Genomic DNA, 25065 nt, shown 5'->3' with positions numbered 1-25065 from the left:
GTTCGGGGTGACCGTCCTCGGTCGGCCAGCCGCAGGGGGTTTGGTCGGAGACCGTGACCGCCCAGGGTCACCGAAGGGGGGTTGGGTCGACTGGTTCTCGGGTCCATAGGGGGCTGGGTGTGGTGTCCTGCTCACCCGGTCACCACTGGGGGTGTGGCTCGACCCGGAGGGCGTGTTCGCGGAGCGAATTCGTTCCGGAGGGCGAGGTCCCTCACCCACACCCGCCATCTGCCCTCCACAGATATGCAGGACACGGCCACCACGTGGAAACGTGATTCCGAAGTGATGACACCCCCGGCCCCAGGAGCGGGGGGTGGACGGTTCAGGGACCACCGGCCCCAGGCCCCACACACGTCCGCGCGCCGGCCACCCCAGGGGGCTGGGGACACGTGACCGTCCCGGCCACCCCAGGGGGGTTCACGGAAGCGTCCCTGGTCGCCCCACCACAGGGGGGTTGGCCGGACACCCGACCTCCCCGGCACCCCAGGGGGCTGGGGACACGTGACCGCCCCGGCCACCCCAGGGGGGTGGGGATGGCATGACCGCTACAGCACCCCAGGGGGCTGGGGACACCCGACCACCCCGGTCACCCCAGGGGGGTTCGCGGAAGCGTCCCTGGTCGCCCCACCACAGGGGGGTTGGCCGGACACCCGACCTCCCCGGCACCCCAGGGGGCTAGGGACGGCACGACCACTACAGGACCACAGGGGGCTGGGGACACCCGACCACCCCGGCCGCCCCAGGGGGTTCGCGGAAGCGTCCCTGGTTGCCCCACCACAAGGGGTTGGCCGGACACCCGACCGCTACAGCACCCCAGGGGGCTGAGGACACCCGACCACCCCGGCCACCCCAGGGGGTCCACGGAAGCCCCCCGCCCGCCCCACCACAGGGGGCCAGCCGGACACCCGACCGCTACAGCACCCGAGGGGGCTGGGGACGCTCGACCGCCCCGGTCACCACATCCGCCACCGGGAACACCCACGTCCGGTACGACCAGAACCGGAACAACGTCCCCAGTCCCACGCCCACCACGTTCCCCGCGATGTTGTGCGCCAGCTGGCTCTCCAGCTCCAACACGTACACCGCGAACCCCTGGCAGCCGAGCTGGAGGAGCATCCCCACCCCGTTCATCACCAGGAACAGCACCGTCTCGCGCCCGTACCCCGTGCGCGCCCGGTCACGGTACGTCCAGAACCGGTTGCCTACGAAGGCCACCGCGATCGCGCACACCGTGCCGACCACCTGGCCGGTCATGGGCTCCACGCCCATGCCCCACAACGCGTTGGTCATCCCGAGTTGCACGACGTAGGCCACGGCGCCCACGGATCCGAACTTGCCCACCTCGGCGGCGAGACGCGCGATCCTGGGGTGCCGTTGACGGAACTCACGCACGGAATGGGCCTCCCGTCGGGGGTTGGCTTGGAGACTGGGGCTCCGGACGAGCCCTGGAGGTTCGCTCGCCTGGGCGAACGGTCCGTCTGGACGGCTTCGCCCAGGTCGGCCCGAACGGACCACCTGGGGGGTGCCGCTCGGGCACGCCCTAGACTCTAGCCCGGGGGCTGGAGTCAAGACCCCGGCCGCGGGTTCCGAGCCGTCACGGCCAGGTTCCGTTCCGTGCGGAGCCGTCCCGTCACCGCGGTTGACGAGCATGAGTTGAGGAACTGTGAGCGAGCGTAACCGCATCGTCCCCCGTGTCGGAATGGTGGGAGGCGGACAACTCTCCCGGATGACCCACCAGGCGGGCATCGGTCTGGGCGTGGACTTCTCGGTGCTGGCCGCCAGCCCGACCGACAGCGCCGCCCTGGTCTGCGGTGACGTCGTCCTGGGCGACGACCGGGGACTGGACGACGTCCTGGCCTTCGCGAAGGCCTGCGACGTGGTCACCTTCGACCACGAGCACGTGCCCGAACCCGTCCTGCGCGCCGTCGAGGAGGCGGGCGGCCTGTTGCGTCCCGGCCGCGACGCCCTCCGCTTCGCCCAGGACAAGCTGCGCATGCGTACCCGGATGGCCGAGCTGGGCGCCCCCTCCCCGCGGTGGCGCCCGGTCACCACGCCGGACCACGTGACCGCGTTCGCCGAGGACCTGGGGTGGCCCGTCGTCCTCAAGGCGGCACGCGGCGGCTACGACGGCAAGGGCGTGTGGATCGTCGGCACCCCTGAGGAGGCGGCGGAGGTCGTCGGCCGCGCCGTCGCCGAGGAGGTGCCGCTGCTCGTGGAGGAGAAGGTCGCCTTCTCCCGCGAGCTGGCCGTCCAGGTGGCCCGTTCCCCGCACGGCCAGGTCGCGGTGTACCCGGTCGTGGAGACCGTCCAGCGCGGCGGGATCTGCCACGAGGTGATCGCCCCCGCCCCCGGCCTCGACGAGGAGAAGGCCACTCGCGCCCAGGAGCTGGCCATCGAGATCGCGCAGGCCCTGGACGTCACGGGCGTGCTGGCCGTGGAGCTGTTCGAGACGGCGGACGGAGTGGTCGTCAACGAGCTGGCCATGCGCCCGCACAACTCCGGCCACTGGACGATCGAGGGCGCCCGCACCTCCCAGTTCGAGCAGCACCTGCGCGCGGTGCTCAACCTGCCGCTGGGCGCTCCGCGCACCACGGCCCCCTACACGGTCATGGCCAACGTGCTGGGCGGCGCGGATCCCGAGGTCTACCGTCGCTACCTGCACGTGATGGCCAAGGACCCCGAGGTGAAGGTGCACTTCTACGGCAAGGACGTGCGTCCGGGCCGCAAGATCGGGCACGTCACCGTGACGGGCGACGACTACCGGGACCTCCTGGAGCGTGCCCGTGACGCAGCCGACTACCTGCGAGGAGACGACCAGTGACCGACAGCGCCAACAGGCGGGGCCCCGTCGTGGGGATCGTGATGGGCTCGGACTCGGACTGGCAGGTGATGCGCGAGGCCGCCGACGCCCTGCGCGAGTTCGACGTCCCCTTCGAGGCCGACGTGGTCTCCGCGCACCGCATGCCGCACGAGATGATCCAGTACGGGACAGAGGCGGCCGACCGCGGTCTGAAGGTGATCATCGCCGGTGCGGGCGGCGCCGCCCACCTGCCGGGGATGCTGGCGTCGGTGACGACCCTGCCCGTGGTGGGCGTCCCCGTGCCGCTGAAGTACCTGGACGGGATGGACTCCCTGCTCTCCATCGTGCAGATGCCCGCGGGCGTGCCCGTGGCCACCGTGGCGGTGGGCGCCGCCCGCAACGCCGGTCTGCTGGCCGTGCGCATGCTGGCCGCGGGCGACCCGGATCTGACGGAGCGGATGTCCCGCTTCCAGGAGGGGCTCAGGTCGCAGGCCTACGCCAAGGGCGAGCGGCTGCGCCGGGAGGTCGCCGACGACGGCAAGCCCACCGGGTTCGGTCTGGGCCGCTGACCCGACACGCCATGAGCCGCGCCACCGAGGACAGCAACCGCCGCATGCTCCGGGCACGGGACGCGATGGACCGCGCGTACGCGCAGCCCCTCGACGTCCCGGCCCTGGCCCGGATCGCCCACGTGTCGGAGGCGCACTTCTCGCGGACCTTCCGGGCCACGTTCGGGGAGCCGCCGCACCGCTACCTCCAGCGCCGCCGCGTCGAGCGCGCGATGTTCCTGCTGCGCGCGACCGACCGCAGCGTGACGGACATCTGCTTCGAGGTCGGTTTCGGGAGCCTGGGGACGTTCAGCCGCACGTTCAGCGCCATCGTCGGGACGTCACCGAGGCAGTTTCGGCGGGAGGCGGCGGCCCCGGTCGTGCCCACGTGCTTCACCATGGCGTGGACGCGGCCGAGTGAGTCGTCGCCCGCACCGGCCGACGACTGAGCGGTTTCGGATAAGTCTTCTTCCGGCTTGCTCTCTAGAGTCATGGACATGTTCAACGCGATCACGCACTCACAGATCTTCGTCCTCGACCAGGACGAGGCCCTCGACTTCTATGTGGGCAAGCTCGGCCTGGAGATCAGCGCCGACGTCGACCTCGGGGCCATGCGGTGGCTGACCGTCCACGTGCCCGGCCACCCCGAGCGGGAGATCCTGCTGGAGCGCCCGGGCGGGCCCAGGATGTCCGAGGAGACGGCCGAGCAGGTCCGCGACCTGGTGACCAAGGGGGCGATGGGCGGCTGGTTCATCCTGACGACGGACGACTGCCGCAAGACTTACGAGACGCTGCTGGCGAAGGGCGTCGAGTTCACCGAGGAGCCCACCGAGCGTCCGTACGGCATCGACTGCGGGCTCCGCGACCCCTTCGGCAACCGGATCCGCCTCACGCAGATCACGGTCTGAGTCCGGTCCGGCCCTGAGCCCCCACCCGGCCGCGCCGACGACCGGTGCGATCCTCACCATCGGACTCCGTGCGATCCTCGAACACCCGGACGGCACCGGGCGTTGCGGACGCGGTACGGGTGGGCTACTGGCGGCCGAGGGCCCGGTAGGTCCACCCCGAGGCACGCCAGAACGTCGGGTCGAGCGCGTTGCGCCCGTCCACGATCCGCGTGGCCGACACGACCTCGGCGAGTTCGTCCGGGTTGGCCTCGCGGAACTCCTGCCACTCCGTGAGCAGCAGGACCACGTCCGCGTCACGCGCGGCCTCCAGCATCGACGAGCCGTACCGCAGCTCCGGGTGCGCCTCGCGGGCCCGCTCCAGGGCGGCGGGGTCGTACACCGTCACCTGGGCGCCCATCGAGGCGATGGTCGAGGCCACGTCGAGCGCGGGCGAGTCGCGGATGTCGTCGGAGTTGGGTTTGAACGCGGCGCCCAGCACCGTGACCGTGCGCCCGGCGAAGCTTCCGCCGATGAGCTCGCGGGCGATGTCGATCGTGCGCGCGCGGCGGCGCTGGTTGATCGCGTCCACCTCGCGCAGGAAGGACAGCGCGGGCTCGACGCCGAGCTCGTCGGCGCGCGCCATGAACGCCCGGATGTCCTTGGGCAGGCAGCCGCCGCCGAAGCCCAGGCCCGGGCCGAGGAACTTGCCGCCGATGCGGTCGTCGTAGGACAGCGCCTCGGCGAGCTGGATGACGTCGGCCCCGGCCGCCTCGGACACCTCGGCCATGGCGTTGATGAACGAGATCTTCGTGGCCAGGAAGGCGTTGGCCGACACCTTGACCAGCTCGGCGGTCTGGAGGTCGGTGACCAGGAAGGGGACGCCGTCGTCGACCTGCTGCCGCCACAGTTCGCGGACGGCCTTCTCCACGCGGGGGGAGTCGGTGCCGATGACGATCCGGTTCGGCCGCAGCGTGTCCTCCACGCCGAAGCCCTCACGCAGGAACTCCGGGCTCCACCCCAGCTCGGCCTCCTCGCCGACGGGGGCGAGTGCGTGCAGGCGGGCGGTGAGGGTCGCGGCGGTGCCGACGGGGACGGTCGACCGGCCCACGACGACGGTGGGCCGGGTCAGGTGGGGAGCGAGCCGCTCGATCGCCGAGTGGACGTAGGTGAGGTCGGCCGCGCCGGACTCGTCGCGCTGGGGGGTGCCCACACAGATGAGGTGCACGTCGGCGAACTCGGCCACCTCGGCGAACGACGTCGTGAAGGCGAGTCGCCCGGTGTCCAGGTTCGCGGTGAGCAGTTCGTCCAGTCCGGGCTCGAAGAAGGGGACGCGGCCGGAGCGGAGCAGCTCGATCTTGGCCTCGTCGACGTCGAGCCCGAGCACCTCGAAGCCCAGCTCCGACAGGCAGGCCGCCGTGGTGGCGCCGAGGTAACCGGTGCCGATGACCGAGACGCGCATTCGTTCCGCTTCGACCACTGCTGGAGTCCTTCCGATCTCGCCGTCCGCGTTCGTGTGCATGGTTGTGCCCGTTCACAGAGGTCAGCACCCCGCTCGGGGGCAGAAAACGGACACAGGGGCGAACGATGCTGCATTGGGGTGCATCACCCTACGCGCCGGGGTGTGGCGCGTGACCCAACACGACGTGAACAGTCAGGCGCACAGGTTACCGGGGCGGAGTGGGCGATACGCACCGGGTGTCCGCTCGTGGGGTGACCGGGCCGGTGTCAGCGGCCGTCGTCGTGGGTCCGGAACTCCTCGGGGTCCACGTCCAACGGCGTCCACACGGCTCCGCTGTCGCCGCGTCGGCGGAACGGCGTGGTGGTCTTCTCCGGGTCGCCGTCGTACCCGCCGCTCGGAGGCGGCGGGGGGACGGGGGGCGTGTCGGGGAGTTCGTCCTCGATGGTGTCGGTCACAGTGGACGGCTCGTCACCTCCGCGTCGCCCGCGGTTCCAGTCCCGGTCGTCCGCCTGACCCGCGTCCTCGCCCCAGCGGACGCCGTCGGCGCCGTCACGGCGCACGTCGTCCCGGCTCGCGCTCGCGACCACCCGTGCCGGGGCCTCCCGCAGTGCCCTCCAGCGGGTGGGCGTCATGGCCGAGCACAGCAGGAGCACGCCCAGTGGAAGCGCGACCGCCGTCCCCGCGCCGCCCGGAAAGACGAAGCTCTCCGGGTCGAGCCAGCCGAGCACCGCGCCGAGCGACGCCGGTGCGGTCACCGGCCACAGCGCGAGCGCCGTCAGCAGGGCGCCGCTGGAGGCGGCGAACAGCGGGGACACGTGGCCCGCCGCCAGGTAGGCCCCGCCGATTCCCACCAGGCACAGCACCACCACGGACAACACGGATGCGATCGTCACGTCACCCCCGGTGATCCGCGGGAGGATGTCGGCGCCCCACGCGACGGCGATCCACAGGACCGGCGTCAGGGCGATGCCTGCCAGCAGACCGACCAGATGGCGGAGCACGGGTCACCTTCCTCGCACGGGATCACGCACAGATGTTGTCCCGGGCGGTCGTCGTGGCCAGGGGGCCGTCGGAGGCGGAGGCCTCCGGTTCGGGCTCCGGGAGCTCGGGGGCGGTGAAGGTCGTGAAGTTGAAGCCGATCACGACCTGGATCTCGTCGTCCAGGGTACGGTCCTCCACCAGCTCCGAACCGGGGAAGACCTCCGCCACGAACCGCGCCCGCTCCTCGGCTCCGGCACCGCGCGGGTGCCGGATCTGCGTCGTGGCCACGTCGCGGTTGTCCCAGTTCTCGGCCGGGGCGATGACGTCGAACCCGACCTGGTCGAGGTTGTCGTCGGTCCGCGCGCCCATGCCCGGGGTGGCGGTCCCGTTGAACACCCGGATCCGGATGTCGGCCGGGTCCGGCGGTTCGGGGGAGGCCTCCTCGGCCGGGTCCCCCTCGGCGATGGGGCGGTCGGCGCGGATGTCGGCGAACAGGTCGCGGGCGGCGGGCTCGTCCCACAGCAGCGCGACGTCACCGCGCGGCGTCCAGTGGTTCATGTCGGCGATCGGCACCTGCGTGAACGCCACCGCCGACAGGTCGATCTCGCGCAGCTGGTACGCGAGCTCGTTGAGCGCGCGTCCGTCCAGCTCCTCGTCCACCGTCACCGAGGACAGCGCGCTCTCCAGGAACGTCGCCAGCCGTGCCGGGTCGGTGAGGGTCTCGCTGCCCATCGCCCGGTCGAGCATCGCGGACAGGACCTGCTGCTGCCGGTCGATCCGGTCCAGGTCGCCGCGCGCGGTGGCGCGGGTCCGGGCGAAGGCCAGCGCCTCGGCGCCGTCCACCTCGTGCGTGCCCGCCGCCATGTCCAGCCGCGCCTTCGGGTCGTCGATCGCCTCGGGCAGGCACACCTCGATGCCGCCCAGGGCGTCCACGACGTCCACGAAGCCCTCGAAGTCCACCTCGACGTAGTGGTCGATCCGCACGTCCGTCAGGGACTCCACCGTCCGGACGGTCATCGCCGGGCCGCCGTGGGCGTAGGCGGCGTTGATCTTGTCCTCGCCCTCGCCGGGGATGTCGACCCACAGGTCGCGGGGGATGCCGACCACGTTGACCCGGTCGCGGTCCTCGTTGATCCGCACCATCATGATGACGTCGGACCGTCGGCCCGGCGTCGATCCCACGCTCAGCGCGTCCTGGTTCTCCTGGCTCATCTCCCCGCGCGCGTCGGAGCCGATCACCAGGAAGGTGAGTCCGCCGGTCGGGTTGTCGGGACGGTCGCCCGCCGCGAGCGCCCCGAACACGTCGAACCGGTTGAGCGCCCCCGACATCCAGCCGGTGATCGCCCAGGACGTTCCGGAGGCGAGCAGGACCAGCGCCGACAGCGCGCCCATGACCAGCAGACCGGTCCTGCGGCGGCGCACGGCGACCGGGGGCACCGTCACCCGACCGGAGCGCGCCGACCGGCGGGCCTCGGGCGGGACCGGCTGGGAACGCTTGCGCCGGAACTCCTCCGGCGGTCCCTGCCGTCCGGTGTTGTCGTCGCCCATCGGAGTCCCCGTCCCACCCGTGCAGCGGTGTCCTTCATCCTTAGGTTGTCACCCGATCCGCCGAAGGGCGCGGGATGTCAACGCTCGGCGTGTTGTCGTCCGTTTGGGTGTGACGCCGTCGGCCGGGGAACCGTTCACGCGGGAACGAACGGGCCGAAACCCCGGCTGTCGGAGGCCGCCGTGTGCAGTACGGTTGACGCGCGTACCACGCAGTCCCGACACGTCTTGACCTTGGGAAGTGCCCCGTGTCCTGGCCGCCAGTCTCCGTCGTCATGCCCGTCCTCAACGAAGAGCGCCACCTCGCCGCCGCGGTGGAGCACGTCCTCGCCCAGGAGTACCCGGGCGAACTGGAGGTCGTGCTGGGCGTGGGCCCCTCCACCGACCGCACCCGCGAGGTGGCCGACGGGCTCGCCGCCGCGGACCCGCGCGTCAAGGTGGTGGACAACCCCACGGGACGGACCCCGGCCGGGCTCAACGCCGCGATCGGCGCCTCCAGCCACGACATCGTCGCCCGGATCGACGGGCACGCCATGATGCCGTCGGACTACCTGAGGGTCGCCGTCGAGACGCTGCGCGAGACGGGGGCGGACAACGTCGGCGGCATCATGGCCGCCGAGGGGACCACACCGTGGGAGAAGGCCGTCGCAGCCGCCATGACCTCCAAGGTCGGCGTGGGCAACGCGCGCTTCCACACCGGTGGTGAGGGCGGCCCCGCCGACACCGTCTACCTGGGCGTCTTCCAGCGCTCGGCGCTCGACCGGGTCGGCGGCTACGACGAGGCCTTCCTGCGCGCCCAGGACTGGGAGATGAACCACCGCATCCGCACCACCGGCGGCACGGTGTGGTTCCAGCCGCGCATGCGGGTCTCCTACCGGCCCCGGCGCGACGTGCGGCTGCTCGCCAAGCAGTACTTCCACTACGGCCGCTGGCGGCGCGTGGTCGCCCGCCAGCACAGGGGCACCATCAACCTGCGCTACCTCGCTCCGCCGGTCGCCGTGGCGGGCGTCCTCGCCGGGCTGGTCGGCGGCCTGTTCTGGTGGCCGCTGTTCCTGGTGCCCGCCGCCTACCTGGCCCTGGTCACGGCGGCGTCGGTGCCGCTGGCCAAGGGCCTGCCCGCCGCCAGCCTGCCGTTGCTCCCGCTGGCCCTGACGACCATGCACATGTCGTGGGGTGTGGGCTTCATCACCAGCCCGCCCGGTCTCGGGTCGGACTCGCGCACCGCGCGGGCCTCGCGCTCCACACGCGCCTGACGCCTGGGGCCCGCCCCTACCGCTGGGCCCGACCCGGGCGGCGGGGCCCGACACACGCCCGGGGCGCCGAGCACCCGCCCGGCCACCGGACACGGTCACCCGGTCGGGGCGGCGCCAGCCCCGCCGACGGCCTTGAGCGCCGACACCGTGCCCGGCACGTCGTCCACCACGACCGCGTCCATCCCCGCCTCGGCGTACCTGGCCGCGTCCACCGGGTCCGGGCACCACGAGATGATCTCCAGCCCGGCGCGGTGCGCCAGGGCGACGGTGTAGGAGACCGACCGGCGGCCGGGCCGGGGCGCGTCGCCCGTCCGTCCGAGCGACCGTGCGTCGACCGCCACGATCGAGCAGCCCATCCCGGCCGCCCCGGCCACCGCCTGGTCGAGCGGGTTGCGCACGTAGGGCATCCACGCCGTCGGCACCCCGGGCGCGCCCTCGCGGACGGCCAGCAGGACACCGGGGTCGAAGGAGCACACGAACACGCGCCGCCGCGCGGCCTCCCGGCGCAGGTGGGGGAGGAGGAGCGACACCGTGCGGCGCGACGGGGCGTCCACCGCGTCCTCCATCACCGACTTGACGTCCACGTCCAGGCCCACCCCGGCGGGGAGGGCCGCCAACCCCTCCTCCAGGCGGATCACGCCCGCCGCCGCGCACGCGTCGGCGGTCAGGTCCACGATCGCCCGCCCGTCGTCCAGGGCCGCGTCGTGGTGGAGGACGAGGGAGTCGTCGGCCGTGCGGCGCACGTCGATCTCCACCCAGTCCGCCCCGGCCTCGGCCGCGGCGGCGTAGGAGGCCGCGGAGTTCTCCGGAGCGCCGTCGACCACGCCGCGCCCGGCGCCCCGGTGGCCGATCACTTCGGTCGGCGTGAACACCCGGCTCATCGCGCCTCCCCCGCGCTCCCGTTCCCGTGCCGGACGCGTGCCCGCCGAAGCAGGGTCTCGGCGATCTCGACGTCGCCCGGGTTGGTCACCTTGATGTTGCCCTCGTCACCCGGCACGATCCGGACCTCCTCCTGGGGCAGGTACCGCAGCACCACCCCGCAGTCGTCCGTGGCGACCAGGCCGGGGTCGGCCATCGCCAGCGCGTAGGCGCGGCGGAGCACGCCCAGGCGGAACCCCTGCGGCGTCTGCATCCTGCGCAGCTCGGCGCGCGGGGGCACGTCCACGATCGCCTCCCCGCCGGTCCGACCGGGGGCCACCCGCACGGTCGTGTCCGTGCTGGGCACCGCGACCCCGACCGCGCCCGCCTCGCCCAGCGCCGCCACGCACGACGTGACCGTGGCCGGGCGGAGCAGCGGTCGGGCGGCGTCGTGCAGCAGGGCGAGATCGGTGTCGGCGGCCGACGCCATCGCCGTCAGCGCCGCGTAGGAGGTCTCGGTCCGGGTGGCGCCGCCCGGCAGCACCCTGGTGACCTTGGTGAACCCGGCGTCGGCGACGAGGTCCTCCACCCGGCCCACGTGCTCGGCGACCATCAGCACGATGATCTCGTCCACCTCGGGGCAGGCCTCGAAGGCGGCGACGGAGTGCTCGATGATCGGCCGGCCCTCCAGCGGGAGCAGCTGTTTGGGCGTGGCCGCGCCCATCCGCGCGCCCACCCCTCCGGCCAGGACCGCGGCGATCACGCGCGGAGCTGCGGACATCTCTTCGCCTTTCTCGGGACGCGTGCGCACGCACGGGGAATCCAGTCGCCGACACTAGCGGACGGCCTCCGTGGGCACCCGACCGATGGTTCGGTCCGTCTTCCACGGCGGTAACCTATGGACGCCTGTATGGCGTGCCCGGTCCGGACCTCCTCTGACACGGTCGTGAGACCGGGCGCGGTCCGCGACATCCCCCACTCGCTCGGACACGCCCCCCGTGCCACGGGCCCGGTGAGGGCGGAACCGCGAATGTCGGCCCGGTGCGCGCAGGTGAGTACCTACACGCCCGTCCGGAACGCTTCGACCCCGGACGTGAATCAAACCCTTGGAGGTGGCGGTGGCGTCAAGGACGCTGGCCGTCTGGGAGCACCGGAGGGTCGTCGGCCTCCTGGTCCGGCGCGACCTGAAGGTCAAGTACCAGCAGTCCGTACTCGGATACGCGTGGACGATGCTGGAGCCCATGGCCATGACGTTGGTCTACTTCACCGTCTTCGGCGTCATCCTCAACGCGAACCGCGGGATGCCGGAGAGCGCCATGGACAGCGGCGGCTTCCTGCTGTTCCTGGTCGCGGGCATTCTGCCGTGGACCACCTTCGGCGCGATCCTCGGCGAGGCGCCCCGGGCGATGATCACGCACTCCAAGCTGATCACCACGATGAAGGTGCCCCGGGAGATCTTCCCCCTGGCGACCGTGGGCACGAAGTTCGTCGAGTACCTGCTGACCTGGCCGGTCCTGCTCGTCTTCGTGTTCGCGCTGGGCGGTCGTCCCTCCGTCGAGGGCCTGCTCCTGTGGCTGCCGCTGGCGGTCGTGCTGACCTTCATGTTCGGCCTGGGCGTCACCCTGTTCCTGTCCTCGGTCAACGTCCTGCTGCGCGACGTGGAGCGCCTGACGCGCATCGTCACGCGTGTGCTGTTCTACGGTTCGGCGATCCTGTTCCCGGCCTCGATGGTCCTGGACTCGGCCCGGCTGCCGGGTTGGGCGGGGACGCTCTTCCAGCTCAACCCCCTGATGGGGATCTTCCAGATGCACCGCACGGTGTGGTTCGCTGGGTTCGAGGAACTAACGCCGACGACCTTGGCGTTGTCCGCTTCGGTGGCGGGTTCCGTCCTGATGCTGATCATCGGATACTGGACGTTCCGCCGTCTGGAGATGTCCGTCCTGAAGGAGTTGTGATGGCGCAGACCACCTACGGCGCCGAGGGCACCGGCGGACCGGTCATCGAGGCCAAGGGGCTCGGCGTCAAGTTCGCCGTGAACCGCCGCCGTAAGCGCAGCCTGCGCGAGATGTTCATCCACGGGTCCAAGCGCGACCCCAACGCCGAGGGCGACGAGTTCTGGCCGCTGCGCGACGTCTCCTTCGAGATCGCGCGCGGCGACTGCGTGGGCATCGTCGGCAAGAACGGCACGGGCAAGTCGACGCTGCTCAAGCTCATCGCGGGCGTGCTCATGCCGGACGAGGGCGAGGTCCACGTGCGCGGCAAGGTCGCCCCGCTGCTGGAGCTGCGGGCGGGCTTCAACGACAACCTCACCGGCCGCGAGAACGTGTACCTGGTCGGCTCGCTGCACGGCATGTCCGAGAAGCAGATCGACGAGCGCTTCGAGGAGATCGTCGACTTCGCCGAGATCGAGTCGAAGTTCATCGACTCCCCGGTGCGCCACTACTCCAGCGGGATGAAGGTCCGGCTCGGGTTCGCGCTGATCTCCCAGCTGGAGCACCCGATCATGCTGGTCGACGAGGTGCTCGCGGTCGGCGACAAGGCGTTCAAGCGCAAGTGCTACGACGCGATCGACCGGATGCTGGCCAACCAGCGCACGATGGTCCTGGTCTCCCACAGCGAGAGGGACCTGCGCCGGTTCTGCAACCGGGGTCTGTACGTCAAGGGCGGCGGGCTCGCCCTGGACACCGACATCGAGGCGGCCCTGGACGCCTACAACGAGGACACCCAGGCCAAGATCGCCGAGCGCAAGAAGCGCGAGGAGGAGAAGAAGCGCAAGGCCGAGGCCGAGCGCGAGAACGGCGAGGACCCGACGGGCGGCGGCAGGGCCGCCTGACGGGCTCGGGCCGGACGGCGGCCCGAACCCTCCCGCGAACGAGTGACGACGAGCGCATCTCCGACCCCTTTCGGAGATGCGCTCGCGTCTGTCCGGGCATGCCCGAAACGCGGTCGCTCGACCCTCGCCACGTCTTACCAGGCGCTATGTGCGTGTCAGTGGTTGAATGGTTACTCAGAGTGAGAAACGGTGACTCCCAGCACGGCTGGAGGAGGCACGACCATGGCCAAGGACTCGGTGGCGCGGGCCACCGCGCGCATGTTGGAACGCAGGTGCGTCACCCGCTCGGGGGTGACACGGATCAGCGTCGTGGCGGCGATCGCGGCGGCGGTCTGGTTCTCCCAGGCCGACACGGTCGGCTGCCTCGTCGGCTCGGCCTTCCTCGGGGTCGTGCTGTTCTGCGACGCCGTCCGGGCGCGCATCCGGACCGACCGCCGCGACGCGCTCACCATGTGGCTCGCGGCGATGCTCGGCCAGCTGCGCGAGTACGCCGTCTACGTCGGGCTCGCCCTCGGGGCGGTCGCGGCGGGCATCCAGGGCGCGTGGGGCTGGGCGGCGGGCGCGCTCATCGCGTTGGCGCTGCGGGACTCGTTCCTGGTCGTGCGGTCGGCGCCGCCCGCGACCGGGAACGGCACGGGCGGCGGAGCCGTGTGGGGGAGAGGGGACACCGCCGGTGCGGGCGGGTCCGCCGCGCGCGGCGACAGCGGTGTCCAGGACGGGCCCGACGGGCTCCTGGCCGGACTCGTGCCCCCGCCGCCCCGGGACACCCGGGAGAACGACCCCAGGCTCACCGACCGCCTCCTCGGCGGCCCCGAAGGGCGCCCGGTCGCCACGCGCGACGGCGTCGCCCCTGGCTCCTCCACCGGAACCGCCGTCCGCGCCACCGCGGGGGTCGCCGCCGCACCCTCCACCACGGAAACGGCCGCCGCCGCGGCCGACACCGGCGCGCACGACGCCGCCGCCCGAGCCGGGGGAGCGCCCCTGCCCGCGGCGATCCGGCGCGTCATGGTCTTCACCCAGCCCACGCGCTTCCTGACCATCGCGGTCACCACCACGGTCTGGGACGCGCGGGTCGCCTTCCTCACCCTCGTCGTCGGGTGCGCGCTCGCCGTGACCGGGGAACTCGTCGACCCCACCGCCAAGGAGACGCGCCGGTGACCGGACACGACCTCGACGGCGGCGCCCGGGCGCCGCGTGAGCGTCTGTGCGCCACCGTTCCCGACCTGCGGACACTACGTGACGACAGTCACGTCTGCGCGCTGCTCGGTCGGGTCGCCCCGGGAGCCGTCGCGCCCATGCTGCCGGCGCTCACCGGCCTGCTGGTGGCCGGGACGCTCCTCGTGGCGGTTCGGGGACAGCTGGCAGGCATTACCCTGTTCGCACCGGTCGCTGCCCTGCTACTGTCCGGTCTGGCCTCGGGGCACCCGCACGACGGGCGCCTCGACCGGCTCGTGCCGCCCGTCCTGCGGATCACCGAGTACGGGTACCTGGCGGTCCTGGGGCTGGCGTCCGGTGTACCCGGTCCATTGGTGTTCGTACTCTTGATGGTGGTCGTCAGCCACCACCGCGACGACGTCGCGCGTCCCTCCGTCGGCGTCGCCCGCCCCGCTTGGGTGCGCAGGGCGGCGCTCGGATGGGACGGGCGCATGCTCGTCATCGCGGTCGGCGGTGCGTTCGACGTCCTCGCGCCCGCCTACGGGGCACTCGCCGGATACCTGGCGGTGCTCCTGGTCCGCGAGGCGGTGCGCTCCTGGTGCGCGACGCCCGTGACCGAGGTGTGCACGACCGTCACCGCGTCCCCTCGCGGAGGCGGCACGGACCGGGGAGGTCCCCGGACGACCCCACCTGGACACGAGGACGGGGGCCGACCGGCCGCCGGAACGAACGGGGAGGCGTGAGGCGTCTCCCCGACCTAAGGAGGAACACGCCCTCATGCTCGGAATGGTTCTCGCCGCAGGCGCGGGACGGCGTCTGCGCCCCTACACCGACACCCTGCCCAAGGCTCTGGTGCCCGTCGACGGTGAGACGACCATCATGGACATCTCGCTGCGCAACCTCGCCGCCGCCGGGCTCACCGACGTGGTCGTGGTGGTCGGTTACCGTGCGGAGGCCGTCGAGGCCCGCAAGGAGGCGCTCGAGGAGCGTCACGGCGTCAAGATCACCCTCAGCTACAACGACAAGGCCGAGGAGTGGAACAACGCCTACTCCCTGTGGACCGCACGCGAGTTCTTCCCCGAGGGCGTCCTCCTGGTCAACGGTGACACGGTTCACCCCGTGAGCGTCGAGGAAACGCTACTCGCCGCGCGGGGTCCGGAACTCCTCCTCGCGGTGGACAACGTGAAAAATCTGGCCGACGAGGAGATGAAGGTGACCCTCGACGAGGGCGGCCACCTCAAGACCATCACCAAGCTGATGGACCCGGCCACCGCCGCGGGCGAGTACATCGGCGCCACCCTCGTCGAGGGCTCGCTCGACGCCCGCCTGGCCGACGCGCTCAAGGCCACCTGGGAGCGCGACCCGCAGCTGTACTACGAGGACGGCTACCAGGAGCTGGTCCGCCGCGGCGAGAAGGTCTCCGTCGCCCCGATCGGCGACGTCCAGTGGGTCGAGGTCGACAACCACGACGACCTGGCCAAGGCGAGGGAGATCGCGTGCCGCTACTAGCGCGAATGCTCCCCTCCCCCCTGGCGATCGACGTGCGCCGGGGGGCCATCGCCTCCCTCGGAACGGTGCTCGCCGACCGCCGGATCGCCACCGAGGGCCGCATCGCGGTCGCGGTCGGCCCGGGCCAGGGCGCGCAGATCGCCGCCGACCTGGACCTGCCCCAGTGCGAGGTCTTCCAGGTCGACGAGGGCACCGTGGACGCCGCCACCGACCTGGGCAAGAAGCTCCGGTCGGGCGCCTACGAGGCGGTCGCCGGCATCGGCGGCGGCAAGACCATCGACGTGACCAAGTTCGCCGCGACCATGGCGGGCATCCCCATGGTCGCCGTCGCGACCAACCTGGCGCACGACGGCATCGCCTCGCCGGTCAGCTCCCTCGAACACGAGGGCGGAAAGCCGTCCATCGGCGTCACCATGCCCATCGCCGTGGTCATCGACGTCGACTACGTCCAGGCCGCCCCCTCGCACCTGGTCCGCTCCGGCATCGGCGACGTCGTCAGCAACATCTCGGCCATCGAGGACTGGGAGCTGGCGGGCCGGATCGGCGGCGAGCCGGTCGACGGCATGGCAGTCACCTTCGCCCGGGTCGCGGCGGAGGCGGTGCTGCACCGCCCCGACTCCATCGAGTCCGACGCCTTCCTCGCCGTGCTCGCCGAGGGTCTGGTGCTCTCGGGGATGGCGATGTCGGTGGCCGGGTCCAGCCGACCCGCCAGCGGCGCGTGCCACGAGATCCTGCACGCGATCACGCAGCTCTACCCGGGGACCAGCAACCACGGCGAGCTCGCCGGGCTGGGCGCGCTGTACGCGTCCTTCCTGCGGGTGCGCCACCTGGGTTGGTCGCAGCGGCGCCTGGAGGAGATCCGCACCTGCCTGGTCCGCCACCAGCTGCCGACCCTCCCCTCCGACGTGGGGCTCGACGAGGACGCCTTCACGCGTGCCGTCGTCCACGCTCCGGGCACGCGTCCCGGCCGCTTCACCATCCTTGAACACCTGAACCTCTCCGAGGACGAGATCAAGCGGAGTGTCGCGGACTATGTCGAAGCCGTCGGTCGCTGAGGTCCGCGCGGGCGGCCAGCCCGCGGGGATCAAGGAGCGTGTGAACGAGGAGCACTGGGCGGGCCGCTACTACATGCGGGACGTCTCCCCGTACCTGAGCACGCTGTTCGTCCGGCTCGGCGTCCCGCCGAACCCGATCACCTACCTGATGATGGTGTTCGGCGTCCTGGCCGGGGTCGTCGTGGCCTTCGGCGGTCTGTGGTCGGCCGTCCTGGCGGCCGTGTTGGTGCAGGTCTACCTGCTGCTGGACTGCTCCGACGGCGAGGTGGCCCGGTACACGGGACGCACCAGCGTGGCGGGGATCTACCTGGACCGGATCGGCCACTACGTGTCGGAGATCGCCCTGCTCATCGGCCTGGGCGTGCGTGCCCAGGGCGGGTTCGAGCCGGGCGGCTGGGTCATCCTCGGGATGGCCGCGGCGATCGGCGTCGCGCTGATCAAGGCCGAGACGGACAACGTCGTGGTGGCCCGCGCCAAGGCGGGGCTGTCGGAGGAGGTCACGGCCGAGGCGATGCGGCCGCGCTCGTCCGGGCTGAGCCTGGCCCGGCGCCTGGCCTCCGCGTTGAAGGTGCACCGCGTGATCCAGGCGGTCGAGCTTTCGCTGCTGGTCGTGGTGGCGGCGGTCGTGGACGCCGTCCTCGGCGACCTGGCCGCGACCCGGGTGCTCGTGGTCGCGTGCGCGGCCGTGGGCGTGGTCATGAGTCTCGCTCATTTCGTGAGCGTGGTCGCGTCGCGTCGCCTGGAATAACGCGTCAGTGACGGTACCGTCACATACGAGGCCGTGCGTGTTACCCGCCCCACGGCCTCGTACACCTTTCTCTTATTCTCTCGTTAGTCTGTTCGTGCGAATGTTGACGAGAGTCAATCTTCTCGATGTCCGTCGTCCACTGAACGGTCGCAAGCATGGCCACATCCGTGATCCCGTCCTCACCGGTCTCCGGCGCGTCCGCGGGGGAGGACTCCCGAGCGCCGAGAGCCGAACGGAGCCGTCCCGAGGTGTCCGGTCCCATCCAGCCCACGCTGTCCTGCGTCCTGCTCACCATGGGCAACCGCCCGGCTGAGCTGCGCAGGGCGATCACCAGTGTGCTCGAGCAGGAGGGCGCGGACGTCGAGGTGGTCGTGGTCGGCAACGGCGCTGACCTGCCCGAGCTGCCCGAGGGCGTCAGGACCGTGCGGCTGCCGGAGAACGTGGGCATCCCCGCGGGGCGCAACCACGGGGTGCGGGCGACCAAGGGCGACGTCGTGCTGTTCCTGGACGACGACGGGTGGTACCGCTCCACCGACCTGGCCCGGCACGTGCGGGAGCGGTTCGCCGCCGAACCCACGCTGGGCGCGCTGTCCTTCCGGATCGCCGACCCGGACGGGGGCCCCGACCAGCGCCGCCACGTGCCGCGGCTGCGGGTGGGCGACTCCCGGAGGTCGAGCGTGGTGACCACCTTCCTGGGCGGTGCGTGCGCGATCCGGCGCACCGCGTTCGAGGAGGGCGGCGGTCTGCCGGGCGAGTTCTTCTACGCCCACGAGGAGACCGACCTGGCCTGGCGGATCATGGACGCGGGCTACACGATCGAGTACGACGCCGACGCGGTGATGTACCACCCGGCGGTCGCGCCGACCCGGCACGAGAACTTCTACCGGCTCAACGCCCGCAACCGGGTGTGGCTGGCGCGTCGCAACCTGCCGTGGGCGCTGGCCCTCGCCTACCTGGGGACCTGGGTCGGACTGACGGTGCTGCGCGAGCGGGACCGGGCGGCGCTGCGGTCGTGGTTCGGCGGCTTCCGCGAGGGCTGGCGCGAGAACCCGGGACCGCGCACGCCGATCCGGTGGTCGACCGCCTGGCGGATGACGCGCGCGGGACGCCCTCCGGTCATCTGAGATCCGCCCTCGTGCCGCTCGGGGAACGGGTAGATTCCTGGGGCAGGATCAACAGCTCCCACAGCCGAAGGCAGGACGGTAGCGATGCCCGAACAGCCTGTGGTCGAAGCCACAGAGGCGCCCTACATCCCACGCCCGGACGCGAATCCCACCGCGTTGCGTGCCGCCTTGTCGCGGATCTCCCCTTCCCAGGTGAAGGAGTTCGACCGGCAGCTTGTCGAGGCCAGCACGAAGGCGCAGACCAACCAGAGCCTTGGCCCGCTGTGGCTGTTCTGTCGTTCGTGGGCCCAGTTCATCGAGGTGGAGAGACACCCCGACATCGCGCGTCGGCAGGCTGAGCTGTTGGCCATGGTGGAGGACAGACACCCGGACGCCAGGGAGGCCATCTCTGAGATCTCGCGCATTCTGGCCTGGGCGGACGCGAGGCTCGGCAGGTGAACGAATGGACGTGGTGCTTCGACCCGGAGGACATCTCCAAGGGACTTCCGCCCGGGGCGCTGGCGGCGGTCGAACGCTTCGCGACGGAACTGGCGGTCCTGGGCCCCGAAGCCGATCACGTGGGCGATCCCCCCGATCGCTCAGGCGGGCTGCGGGAGTTCTCACTCGGGGATGAGGTGGGCTTCTTCAAGTTCCTCCTCGCCCACCACAGGAGGGAGATCGTGATCGTCCACATCACCCTCTGGCCACACTGAGGACACGAGGGGGCTGGGCGCCGCGCGGCGCCCAGCCCCGTTCGAGCGTGGATCAGACCTCGGTGACGACGTCCTCGTAGTCCAGGCGCGGCAGGCGGTCGAACCAGGCGTCCGGGCCGGGCTTGCCTACGTTCATCACGACGACGGGTCGCAGCGGCGAGTCCTCGCCGAAGAACTCCCCGCGCACGCCCTCGGCGTCGAAGCCGGTCATCGGCCCGGCTGCCAGGCCGGCGGCGCGCACGCCGATGATCAGGTACGCGATCTGGAGGAACGCGCTCTGCTCGGCCACCCTCTCGCGGGCCTCGGGCGCCTCCGCGAGGTTGTCGCGCGCGCCCGGGAAGACCGGGAAGACCTCGGGCAGCCGCTCGTGGAAGTCGGTGTCCGCGGACAGGATGAGGGACAGCGGCGCGGTCGAGGTCTTCGGGGCGTTGTTGTCCCACATGTGCTCGACCAGGCGTTCGCGCGCCTCGGGGGAGCGCACGACCGTCACGCGCAGCGCCTGGTTGTTCATCGCGGTCGGGCCGAACTTGACCAGGTCGTGGATGGCACGGACCTGTTCGTCGGTCACGGGCTCGTCGGTGAACGTGTTCGCGGTACGGGCGGACCGGAACAGCAGGTCCTGGGCGGTCTTGTCGAGAACCAGTGCCTCGTGCATGTCATAACCTCTGGGGTGCTCTGCGGGCGCCACCAGCGCGAACGCCGTGGCGGGCTGACAGAGGCCACAACATAGTTATCTAGGAAGATATTTCCCAGAGTCCTTCAAGTGGTCCGGATCACTCGCTCGTCGCGAACCGGCGCCGCGTCCTCGGGCGCGGTATCTCCGGCACGACCGGTGAGCTCCTGTCCGCCCACTCCTCCAACCGCTTGACGAACAGCCGCGCCTGCACCGGCCAGTGGTACGACGTCCGTGCGATCCTGTGCCCGGTGCGCGCCAGCGAACGCCGCAGGTCGGCGTCGCGCCGCAGCCGCAGCACCGCGTCCTCGGCCGCGTCCACGTCGCCGAACGGGACCACCAGGCCCGCGTCGCCCTCGGGGCGTCCCGTGACCAGGTCCTTGGCCATCGGGTTGGCGGTCGTCACCACCGGCAGGCCGTGCGCCATGTACTCCACGACCTTGGTCGGCATCGAGTGCCGGTAGTTCGGGGTGTCGTGCAGCAGGCTCAGCCCCGCCATCGCCCCCGCGCAGATCCGCAGCGCCCGGTCGTTGGGCACGAACCCGTACCAGTTCAGGTCGCCGTCCTGCTGTGCCTGACGCAGCAGCGGCCGCACACTCGCGTCCGCGCCGCCGATCACCTCCAGCCGCACCCCGTGCGGACGCAGTCTGCGACCCAACTCGACCAGCTCGTGCGCCCCGCGCGCCACGGACACGTGGCCCAGGTACACGACCCGGTCGTCACCCGGCTCACGGGCGGGCTCCACCGGCACGTCGGTCGTGTTGGGCACCACCGGGTGCTCGAACCTGAACCGCGACCGGTACCCCTCCTCGGCCAGCAGCAACCGCATCCGGCGCTCGGCCCCGCGCTCGAAGGCGCGCGCCAGCGTGCCGAGCGGCCGCCGCAGCGGCCGGGGCACCCACGGCTTGGTCAGGATGGCCGCGGCGGTGTCCTCGTGGACGTCCCACACGGTCACGGGACGCTTGGCGGGCAGGGCCAGCATGAGTTCGGGGTCGTGGAAGAGCAGCAGGTCGGCGCGGGGAGCGTGCTCGGCGAGCACCGCGCGCGCCGCGCGCAGGGCCTTGAGCCGCTCACGGCCGACCGCCCGGGGAACGTCGACGGAGTTCACCTCACCCCACGGGGTGACACCGCACTCCCTGAACGGGGCGACGTAGGTCACGTCGTGTCCCGCTTCGAGGAGCGCGCGGATCTGTCGGTGCAGGATCCGGGCGTCCTCGGGATGGTGGACCACCGTGGCCACGAGCGCGTGCATTGAACATCACCTAAGTCACCGGTCGGGTCCGTCTACAGCGATGATCCGCCTCACCTGCGCGGTACCAGCTGTCCGACACGGTATTCACCTGCGGAAACGGTGCGAATAAACCACGGTGGACACATGGGGGTGATCCGGTGAACCTTCGGTTGGACGAAGGTGAACGAAACGGGGCACGCCGATGAACCGCGATGGGTTCGGAATCGGCGTGCCCCGGTCCTTCCCGTTCAGGGGGCGGCGGGCGCTCAGAGCACCCGGAGGCCCTCGTGCCGCGCGAGCGCGCGGGTCTGGGACGGCACCTCCGCGTCGGCCTCGGGCGCCGAGCGGCGCAGCACGCCGCGGGTGTCCAGCAGCAGCCGCGCGTACTCCGCGAGCCGCTTGGGCCGGTACTCGCCGTGGTCGGTGAGCAGGATGGTCAGGTCGGCCTCGGCCAGCGCCCGGTCCAGGTCAGTGGCCCGGGGGACCTCCTGGCCGTCGACCTCCCACGCGTCGACGTGCGGGTCGTGGTAGGTGAGCGTGGCGCCCTTGGCCGCGAGCTTGCGCGCCACCGGCCGCGCCGGGGACTCGCGCTGGTCGGCGATGTCGGCCTTGTAGGTCACGCCCAGCAGCAGCACCTTGGACCGCGACAGCGCCAGCCCGGACTCGTTGAGCAGCTCCTGCGCCCGCTGCGTCACGTAGGCGGGCATCCGGCCGTTGATCTCCTGCGCCAGCTCCACGAACCGGAACGGGTAGCCCAGCGTCTTGACCTTGTACGACAGGTAGTTCGGGTCGATCGGGATGCAGTGCCCGCCCACGCCCGGCCCCGGGTAGAAGGCCTGGAAGCCGAACGGCTTGGTCTTGGCCGCCGCGATGGCGTCCCACAGGTCCACGCCCAGCTCCTGGCAGAAGATGGCCATCTCGTTCACCAGGGCGATGTTGACGTGCCGGTAGGTGTTCTCCAGCAGCTTGGCCATCTCCGCCTCGCGCGTCCCGCGCGCCCGGACGACGGTCTCCACGAACCGGCCGTAGAACTCCGCCGCGGCCGTTCCGCACTCCTCGGTCAGGCCGCCGACCACCTTGGGGGTGTTGGCGACGCCGAAGGTCGGGTTGCCCGGGTCGATCCGCTCGGGGGAGAACGCCAGGTGGAAGTCGGCGCCCGCGACCAGACCGGACTCCTCCAGCAGCGGCCGGACCACCTCCTCGGTGGTGCCCGGGTAGGTGGTGGACTCCAGGATGACCAGCGTGCCCGGGGTCAGGTGGGCGGCGATGGCCTTGGCGGCGGAGGTCACCGCGCCCAGGTCCGGCCCACCCTCGGGGGACAGGGGGGTCGGCACGCAGATGACGATCGTGCGCGTGCGGGCCAGGCACGCGGCGTCCGTGGTCGCGATGAACCCGCCCTCGCGCATCGCGCGGACGTCCTCGTCGGCGAGGTCGTCCACGTGCGACACCCCGCGGTTGAGCCCGTCGACGACGTGCTCGTTCACGTCGAGACCGACCACGCGCAGCCCCGCGGACGCGGCCTCGGCCGCCAGGGGCAGGCCGACGTAGCCGAGCCCGATGATGACGAGGTCGCTGGTCTCACCGGAGGGCTGTTCGGGAACGGACACTGGGTTGGAGGCTGCGGCATCCACTTCGCGGTCACACTCGCATTCGTTTGGTGAACGGGCGCACTGTTTTCGGGGACAGCCTGGGGAGGAGGGCGGGACACCCGAGTGTAGGCAGATGTCGTCCCCGGCTATGGGATCTGGCCTGGTTCGGACAATTTCCGAATAAGAGCCCGGTACGCCTGGTTGTAGCGGTATGCGGCTTCCGCCCAGGTCCGATCGGTGCCGACACGGTTTCGGCCAGCGAGACCGTACGAAATCCGCTTTTCATGACTGTAAGCGAGCTTTGTCAGCACTTCAGCGAGACCCGCTGATTCGCCAGCCGGAATTAACTCACCAGTCACCCCTGGTTCCACAATCTCTTGCAACGCCGGCAACCCACTGGCCACAACGGGGAGGCCTCCCGCCATAGCCTCCACGGGCTTGAGCGGTGTCACCAGCCGACACACCCGCTCGTCCCGGCGGGGCACGGCGAACACGTCCAACGCGCCGTGGTACGAGCGCACCTCGCCGGCCGGAACCCGCCCCGGGAAGTGCGCCGCCCCCGCCAGACCGATCTCCCGCGCGTGGGCGCGCAGCGCGGGCAGTTCGGGGCCGTCGCCGACGACCAGCGCGTGCACCCGCTCCCCTCGGCCGCGCATCAGCGCCACCGCGTCCAGCAGCACGTCCAGGCCCTCGTAGGAGAAGCAGCTGGTGGTCGTGCCCACCACGAACTCCTCGGCGCCGATCCCCAACGCCGCCCGCACGCCGTCGCCCGGCGGCAGCGGTTCGAGGAAGGAGGCGTCCACCGCGTTGGGCACCACCAGCAGCCGCTCGCGCGGCACGCCCCGGGCCTCGATGTCCGCGCGCATCGCCTCGCCCAGCGTGACCACCAGGTCGGCGGCCAGCATGCACTCCGTCTCGCTCGCCCGTTCCGCCTGGTAGAAGGCATCCTCCACACTGCGCGAGGGGTCCCGCGAGAGCCAGGACTCCTCCAGGAAGCCCCGCACCTCGTACACCACCGGCAGCCCGTACCGCCGACCCAGTTCCAGGGCCAGCCGCGCGTTGTGGTGGTTGCTCGCCGCGTGCAGCACGTGCGGGCGCAACGCCTCCACCAGGGGCCCCGCCAGTCTCAGACCGGCCGCCAACTCCGCGCGCGCGTCGGCGGGCGCCGTCCACGGCAGCAGCCGGTGGTAGGCGATCCCGTCCACCCGCACCAGCGTCCGCGGGTCCGCGGCCCCCTTCGTGAGCGGGTATCCGGCACGGGTCACCACGTGCACGTCCATCCCCGCCTCCCGCTGCGCGGTGGCGATGCGGTGCGTGCGCTGCGTGTACCCCGCGTTGGTGTGCGGTAGCGCGTTGGTGACCAGATGCAGCACGCGCAGCCCCGCCCCCGGTGCGGCCGGGTCCCCGGCCACACGCCACCGTTCACCGGCGGGGCGTGCCGGTCGCCGAGCGTTCACCGTGTCGTCGGGCCGCGTTCGGTGACCACGGGTTAACGTGATCCCGTGATGGTCGGGCGACGTGGACGGGGACGCGGGAACAGCGCGTCCTGTCGCCAGAGCCGTCCGATACTCCGCCGCGTCCCGACGCGGACCCTCCGGGAGCTGTTCCACCAGCTCACGTGCGGTGTCCGCGTCGCCCGCGGCCAGGCTGGCCGACACCAGCCGGTCGACGCGGCGGGGGGAGGCTCCCCTCGCGGCGGCGAGCACCGCCGCGCGCGCCTCCCCGCGCTGGCCCCGGTCCCAGAGCGCGTAGGCCCGTGCCAGGCCGCCCATCCGGGTGGCCGCGGCCCGGACCGCGTGCCGCAGCGGGCCGGGCGTCAACCGCAGCGCCAGCAGCGGCAACCGCGCGGGATCGGACCGCAGGTGTCGCCAGGCCAACGTGACGGTGAACGTCACCGCTCGCACCCAGCGGGTACGCGGACGCGGGACGTGGGATTCGGAAGTCTGGGTGTCATGCACGGTCAGTCACACAACCACGTGGACGTGACCAGGTGGTGACACCACGGCGACACGGACGGGACGGCTCGGGCAAGGAACCGGGCGGACCGTTCCGGGGCCGGACCGGGCCCACCCCCCACCACCAGGTCGGACCCGCCCCACCAACCCCCTCGGTGGGCACAGCACCC

The 25065-nt window shown here is 71.8% G+C and carries 25 protein-coding genes; 15 read left to right on the top strand and 10 right to left on the bottom strand.

What is annotated here, in order from left to right:
- Window positions 1-912: 912 nt before the first annotated feature.
- Window positions 913-1392, bottom strand: coding sequence for a GtrA family protein (locus AB0I72_RS01170; protein WP_358561289.1), 480 nt, complete (start codon window positions 1390-1392; stop codon window positions 913-915).
- Between the two features lie 271 nt (window positions 1393-1663).
- Here AB0I72_RS01170 and AB0I72_RS01165 point away from each other — a divergent pair, with 271 nt between their 5' ends.
- The 4 genes from AB0I72_RS01165 to AB0I72_RS01150 are packed head-to-tail and all read left to right on the top strand — an operon-like array spanning window position 1664 to window position 4256.
- Window positions 1664-2821, top strand: coding sequence for a 5-(carboxyamino)imidazole ribonucleotide synthase (locus AB0I72_RS01165; protein WP_358561286.1), 1158 nt, complete (start codon window positions 1664-1666; stop codon window positions 2819-2821).
- Window positions 2818-3369, top strand: coding sequence for a 5-(carboxyamino)imidazole ribonucleotide mutase (purE, locus tag AB0I72_RS01160; protein WP_358561283.1), 552 nt, complete (start codon window positions 2818-2820; stop codon window positions 3367-3369). Before AB0I72_RS01165 ends, purE begins: the two co-directional genes overlap by 4 nt.
- Window positions 3370-3380: 11 nt before the next feature.
- Window positions 3381-3797: an AraC family transcriptional regulator gene (locus AB0I72_RS01155; protein ID WP_358561280.1), complete on the top strand. Its 417-nt coding sequence runs from the start codon at window positions 3381-3383 to the stop codon at window positions 3795-3797.
- A 48-nt stretch (window positions 3798-3845) separates the two neighbouring features.
- Window positions 3846-4256 carry a VOC family protein gene (locus tag AB0I72_RS01150; protein WP_358561277.1) on the top strand — a complete coding sequence of 137 codons (411 nt, stop codon included), beginning with the start codon at window positions 3846-3848 and terminating at the stop codon, window positions 4254-4256.
- A gap of 124 nt (window positions 4257-4380) precedes the next feature.
- On the opposite strand, the gene AB0I72_RS01145 is transcribed toward AB0I72_RS01150, so the two are convergent.
- The 3 genes from AB0I72_RS01145 to AB0I72_RS01135 all read right to left on the bottom strand — a co-directional run bounded on the left by AB0I72_RS01145 (window position 4381) and on the right by AB0I72_RS01135 (window position 8223).
- Window positions 4381-5712 carry a UDP-glucose/GDP-mannose dehydrogenase family protein gene (locus AB0I72_RS01145; RefSeq protein ID WP_358562776.1) on the bottom strand — a complete coding sequence of 444 codons (1332 nt, stop codon included), beginning with the start codon at window positions 5710-5712 and terminating at the stop codon, window positions 4381-4383.
- A gap of 248 nt (window positions 5713-5960) precedes the next feature.
- A complete protein-coding gene (locus AB0I72_RS01140) occupies window positions 5961-6695 on the bottom strand; it encodes a YIP1 family protein (protein WP_358561274.1) in 735 nt (244 codons plus the stop codon).
- Window positions 6696-6717: 22 nt separating this feature from the next.
- A complete protein-coding gene (locus AB0I72_RS01135; RefSeq protein ID WP_358561271.1) occupies window positions 6718-8223 on the bottom strand; it encodes an LCP family protein in 1506 nt (501 codons plus the stop codon).
- 245 nt (window positions 8224-8468) lie between these two features.
- Between AB0I72_RS01135 and AB0I72_RS01130 the strand changes: the two genes are divergently transcribed.
- Window positions 8469-9473, top strand: coding sequence for a glycosyltransferase family 2 protein (locus AB0I72_RS01130; RefSeq protein WP_358561268.1), 1005 nt, complete (start codon window positions 8469-8471; stop codon window positions 9471-9473).
- Between the two features lie 95 nt (window positions 9474-9568).
- Here the strand turns inward: AB0I72_RS01130 and AB0I72_RS01125 are convergent, their stop codons facing one another.
- Window positions 9569-10354, bottom strand: a complete 786-nt coding sequence (locus AB0I72_RS01125; RefSeq protein ID WP_358561265.1) for a glycerophosphodiester phosphodiesterase — start codon at window positions 10352-10354, stop codon at window positions 9569-9571.
- On the bottom strand, window positions 10351-11112 hold the full coding sequence (locus AB0I72_RS01120; RefSeq protein ID WP_358561262.1) for an IspD/TarI family cytidylyltransferase: 762 nt from the start codon (window positions 11110-11112) through the stop codon (window positions 10351-10353). Before AB0I72_RS01120 ends, AB0I72_RS01125 begins: the two co-directional genes overlap by 4 nt.
- Window positions 11113-11437: 325 nt before the next feature.
- Between AB0I72_RS01120 and AB0I72_RS01115 the strand changes: the two genes are divergently transcribed.
- The 10 genes from AB0I72_RS01115 to AB0I72_RS01070 all read left to right on the top strand — a co-directional run bounded on the left by AB0I72_RS01115 (window position 11438) and on the right by AB0I72_RS01070 (window position 19447).
- A complete protein-coding gene (locus AB0I72_RS01115) occupies window positions 11438-12286 on the top strand; it encodes an ABC transporter permease (RefSeq protein ID WP_358561259.1) in 849 nt (282 codons plus the stop codon).
- Entirely contained in the window at window positions 12286-13164 is an 879-nt protein-coding gene (locus tag AB0I72_RS01110) for an ABC transporter ATP-binding protein (RefSeq protein ID WP_358561256.1), read from the top strand. Before AB0I72_RS01115 ends, AB0I72_RS01110 begins: the two co-directional genes overlap by 1 nt.
- A gap of 222 nt (window positions 13165-13386) precedes the next feature.
- On the top strand, window positions 13387-14322 hold the full coding sequence (locus AB0I72_RS01105) for a hypothetical protein (protein ID WP_358561253.1): 936 nt from the start codon (window positions 13387-13389) through the stop codon (window positions 14320-14322).
- A 44-nt stretch (window positions 14323-14366) separates the two neighbouring features.
- Complete coding sequence (locus AB0I72_RS01100) at window positions 14367-15062, top strand: DUF5941 domain-containing protein (RefSeq protein ID WP_358562774.1); 696 nt, start codon at window positions 14367-14369, stop codon at window positions 15060-15062.
- Between the two features lie 34 nt (window positions 15063-15096).
- The gene (locus AB0I72_RS01095; protein WP_358561251.1) at window positions 15097-15828 is read left to right on the top strand and encodes a phosphocholine cytidylyltransferase family protein; all 732 of its coding nucleotides are present in this window, start codon (window positions 15097-15099) and stop codon (window positions 15826-15828) included.
- Window positions 15829-15833: 5 nt separating this feature from the next.
- Window positions 15834-16883, top strand: coding sequence for an iron-containing alcohol dehydrogenase family protein (locus tag AB0I72_RS01090; protein ID WP_358561248.1), 1050 nt, complete (start codon window positions 15834-15836; stop codon window positions 16881-16883).
- On the top strand, window positions 16861-17631 hold the full coding sequence (locus AB0I72_RS01085; RefSeq protein WP_358561245.1) for a CDP-alcohol phosphatidyltransferase family protein: 771 nt from the start codon (window positions 16861-16863) through the stop codon (window positions 17629-17631). Before AB0I72_RS01090 ends, AB0I72_RS01085 begins: the two co-directional genes overlap by 23 nt.
- Window positions 17632-17924: 293 nt before the next feature.
- Complete coding sequence (locus tag AB0I72_RS01080) at window positions 17925-18755, top strand: glycosyltransferase (protein ID WP_358562772.1); 831 nt, start codon at window positions 17925-17927, stop codon at window positions 18753-18755.
- Between the two features lie 84 nt (window positions 18756-18839).
- Window positions 18840-19193, top strand: coding sequence for a DUF6247 family protein (locus tag AB0I72_RS01075; RefSeq protein WP_358561242.1), 354 nt, complete (start codon window positions 18840-18842; stop codon window positions 19191-19193).
- A complete protein-coding gene (locus AB0I72_RS01070; RefSeq protein WP_358561239.1) occupies window positions 19190-19447 on the top strand; it encodes a hypothetical protein in 258 nt (85 codons plus the stop codon). Before AB0I72_RS01075 ends, AB0I72_RS01070 begins: the two co-directional genes overlap by 4 nt.
- Before the next feature lie 52 nt (window positions 19448-19499).
- Here AB0I72_RS01070 and AB0I72_RS01065 read toward each other — a convergent pair whose 3' ends face one another.
- The 4 genes from AB0I72_RS01065 to AB0I72_RS01050 form a co-directional block, all read right to left on the bottom strand.
- Window positions 19500-20102, bottom strand: coding sequence for a malonic semialdehyde reductase (locus tag AB0I72_RS01065; RefSeq protein ID WP_358561236.1), 603 nt, complete (start codon window positions 20100-20102; stop codon window positions 19500-19502).
- A gap of 118 nt (window positions 20103-20220) precedes the next feature.
- Window positions 20221-21372, bottom strand: coding sequence for a glycosyltransferase (locus tag AB0I72_RS01060; RefSeq protein WP_358561233.1), 1152 nt, complete (start codon window positions 21370-21372; stop codon window positions 20221-20223).
- Window positions 21373-21617: 245 nt separating this feature from the next.
- A complete protein-coding gene (locus tag AB0I72_RS01055; RefSeq protein WP_358561230.1) occupies window positions 21618-22982 on the bottom strand; it encodes a nucleotide sugar dehydrogenase in 1365 nt (454 codons plus the stop codon).
- A gap of 104 nt (window positions 22983-23086) precedes the next feature.
- Window positions 23087-24835, bottom strand: coding sequence for a glycosyltransferase family 4 protein (locus AB0I72_RS01050; RefSeq protein WP_358561227.1), 1749 nt, complete (start codon window positions 24833-24835; stop codon window positions 23087-23089).
- Window positions 24836-25065: the final 230 nt, after the last annotated feature.

The sequence above is a fragment of the Nocardiopsis sp. NPDC049922 genome (assembly GCF_040660275.1).
Lineage (GTDB): Bacteria > Actinomycetota > Actinomycetes > Streptosporangiales > Streptosporangiaceae > Nocardiopsis.
The sequence above is the reverse complement of the archived record's forward strand: the minus strand, read 5'-3'. Positions and strand labels throughout refer to the sequence as shown.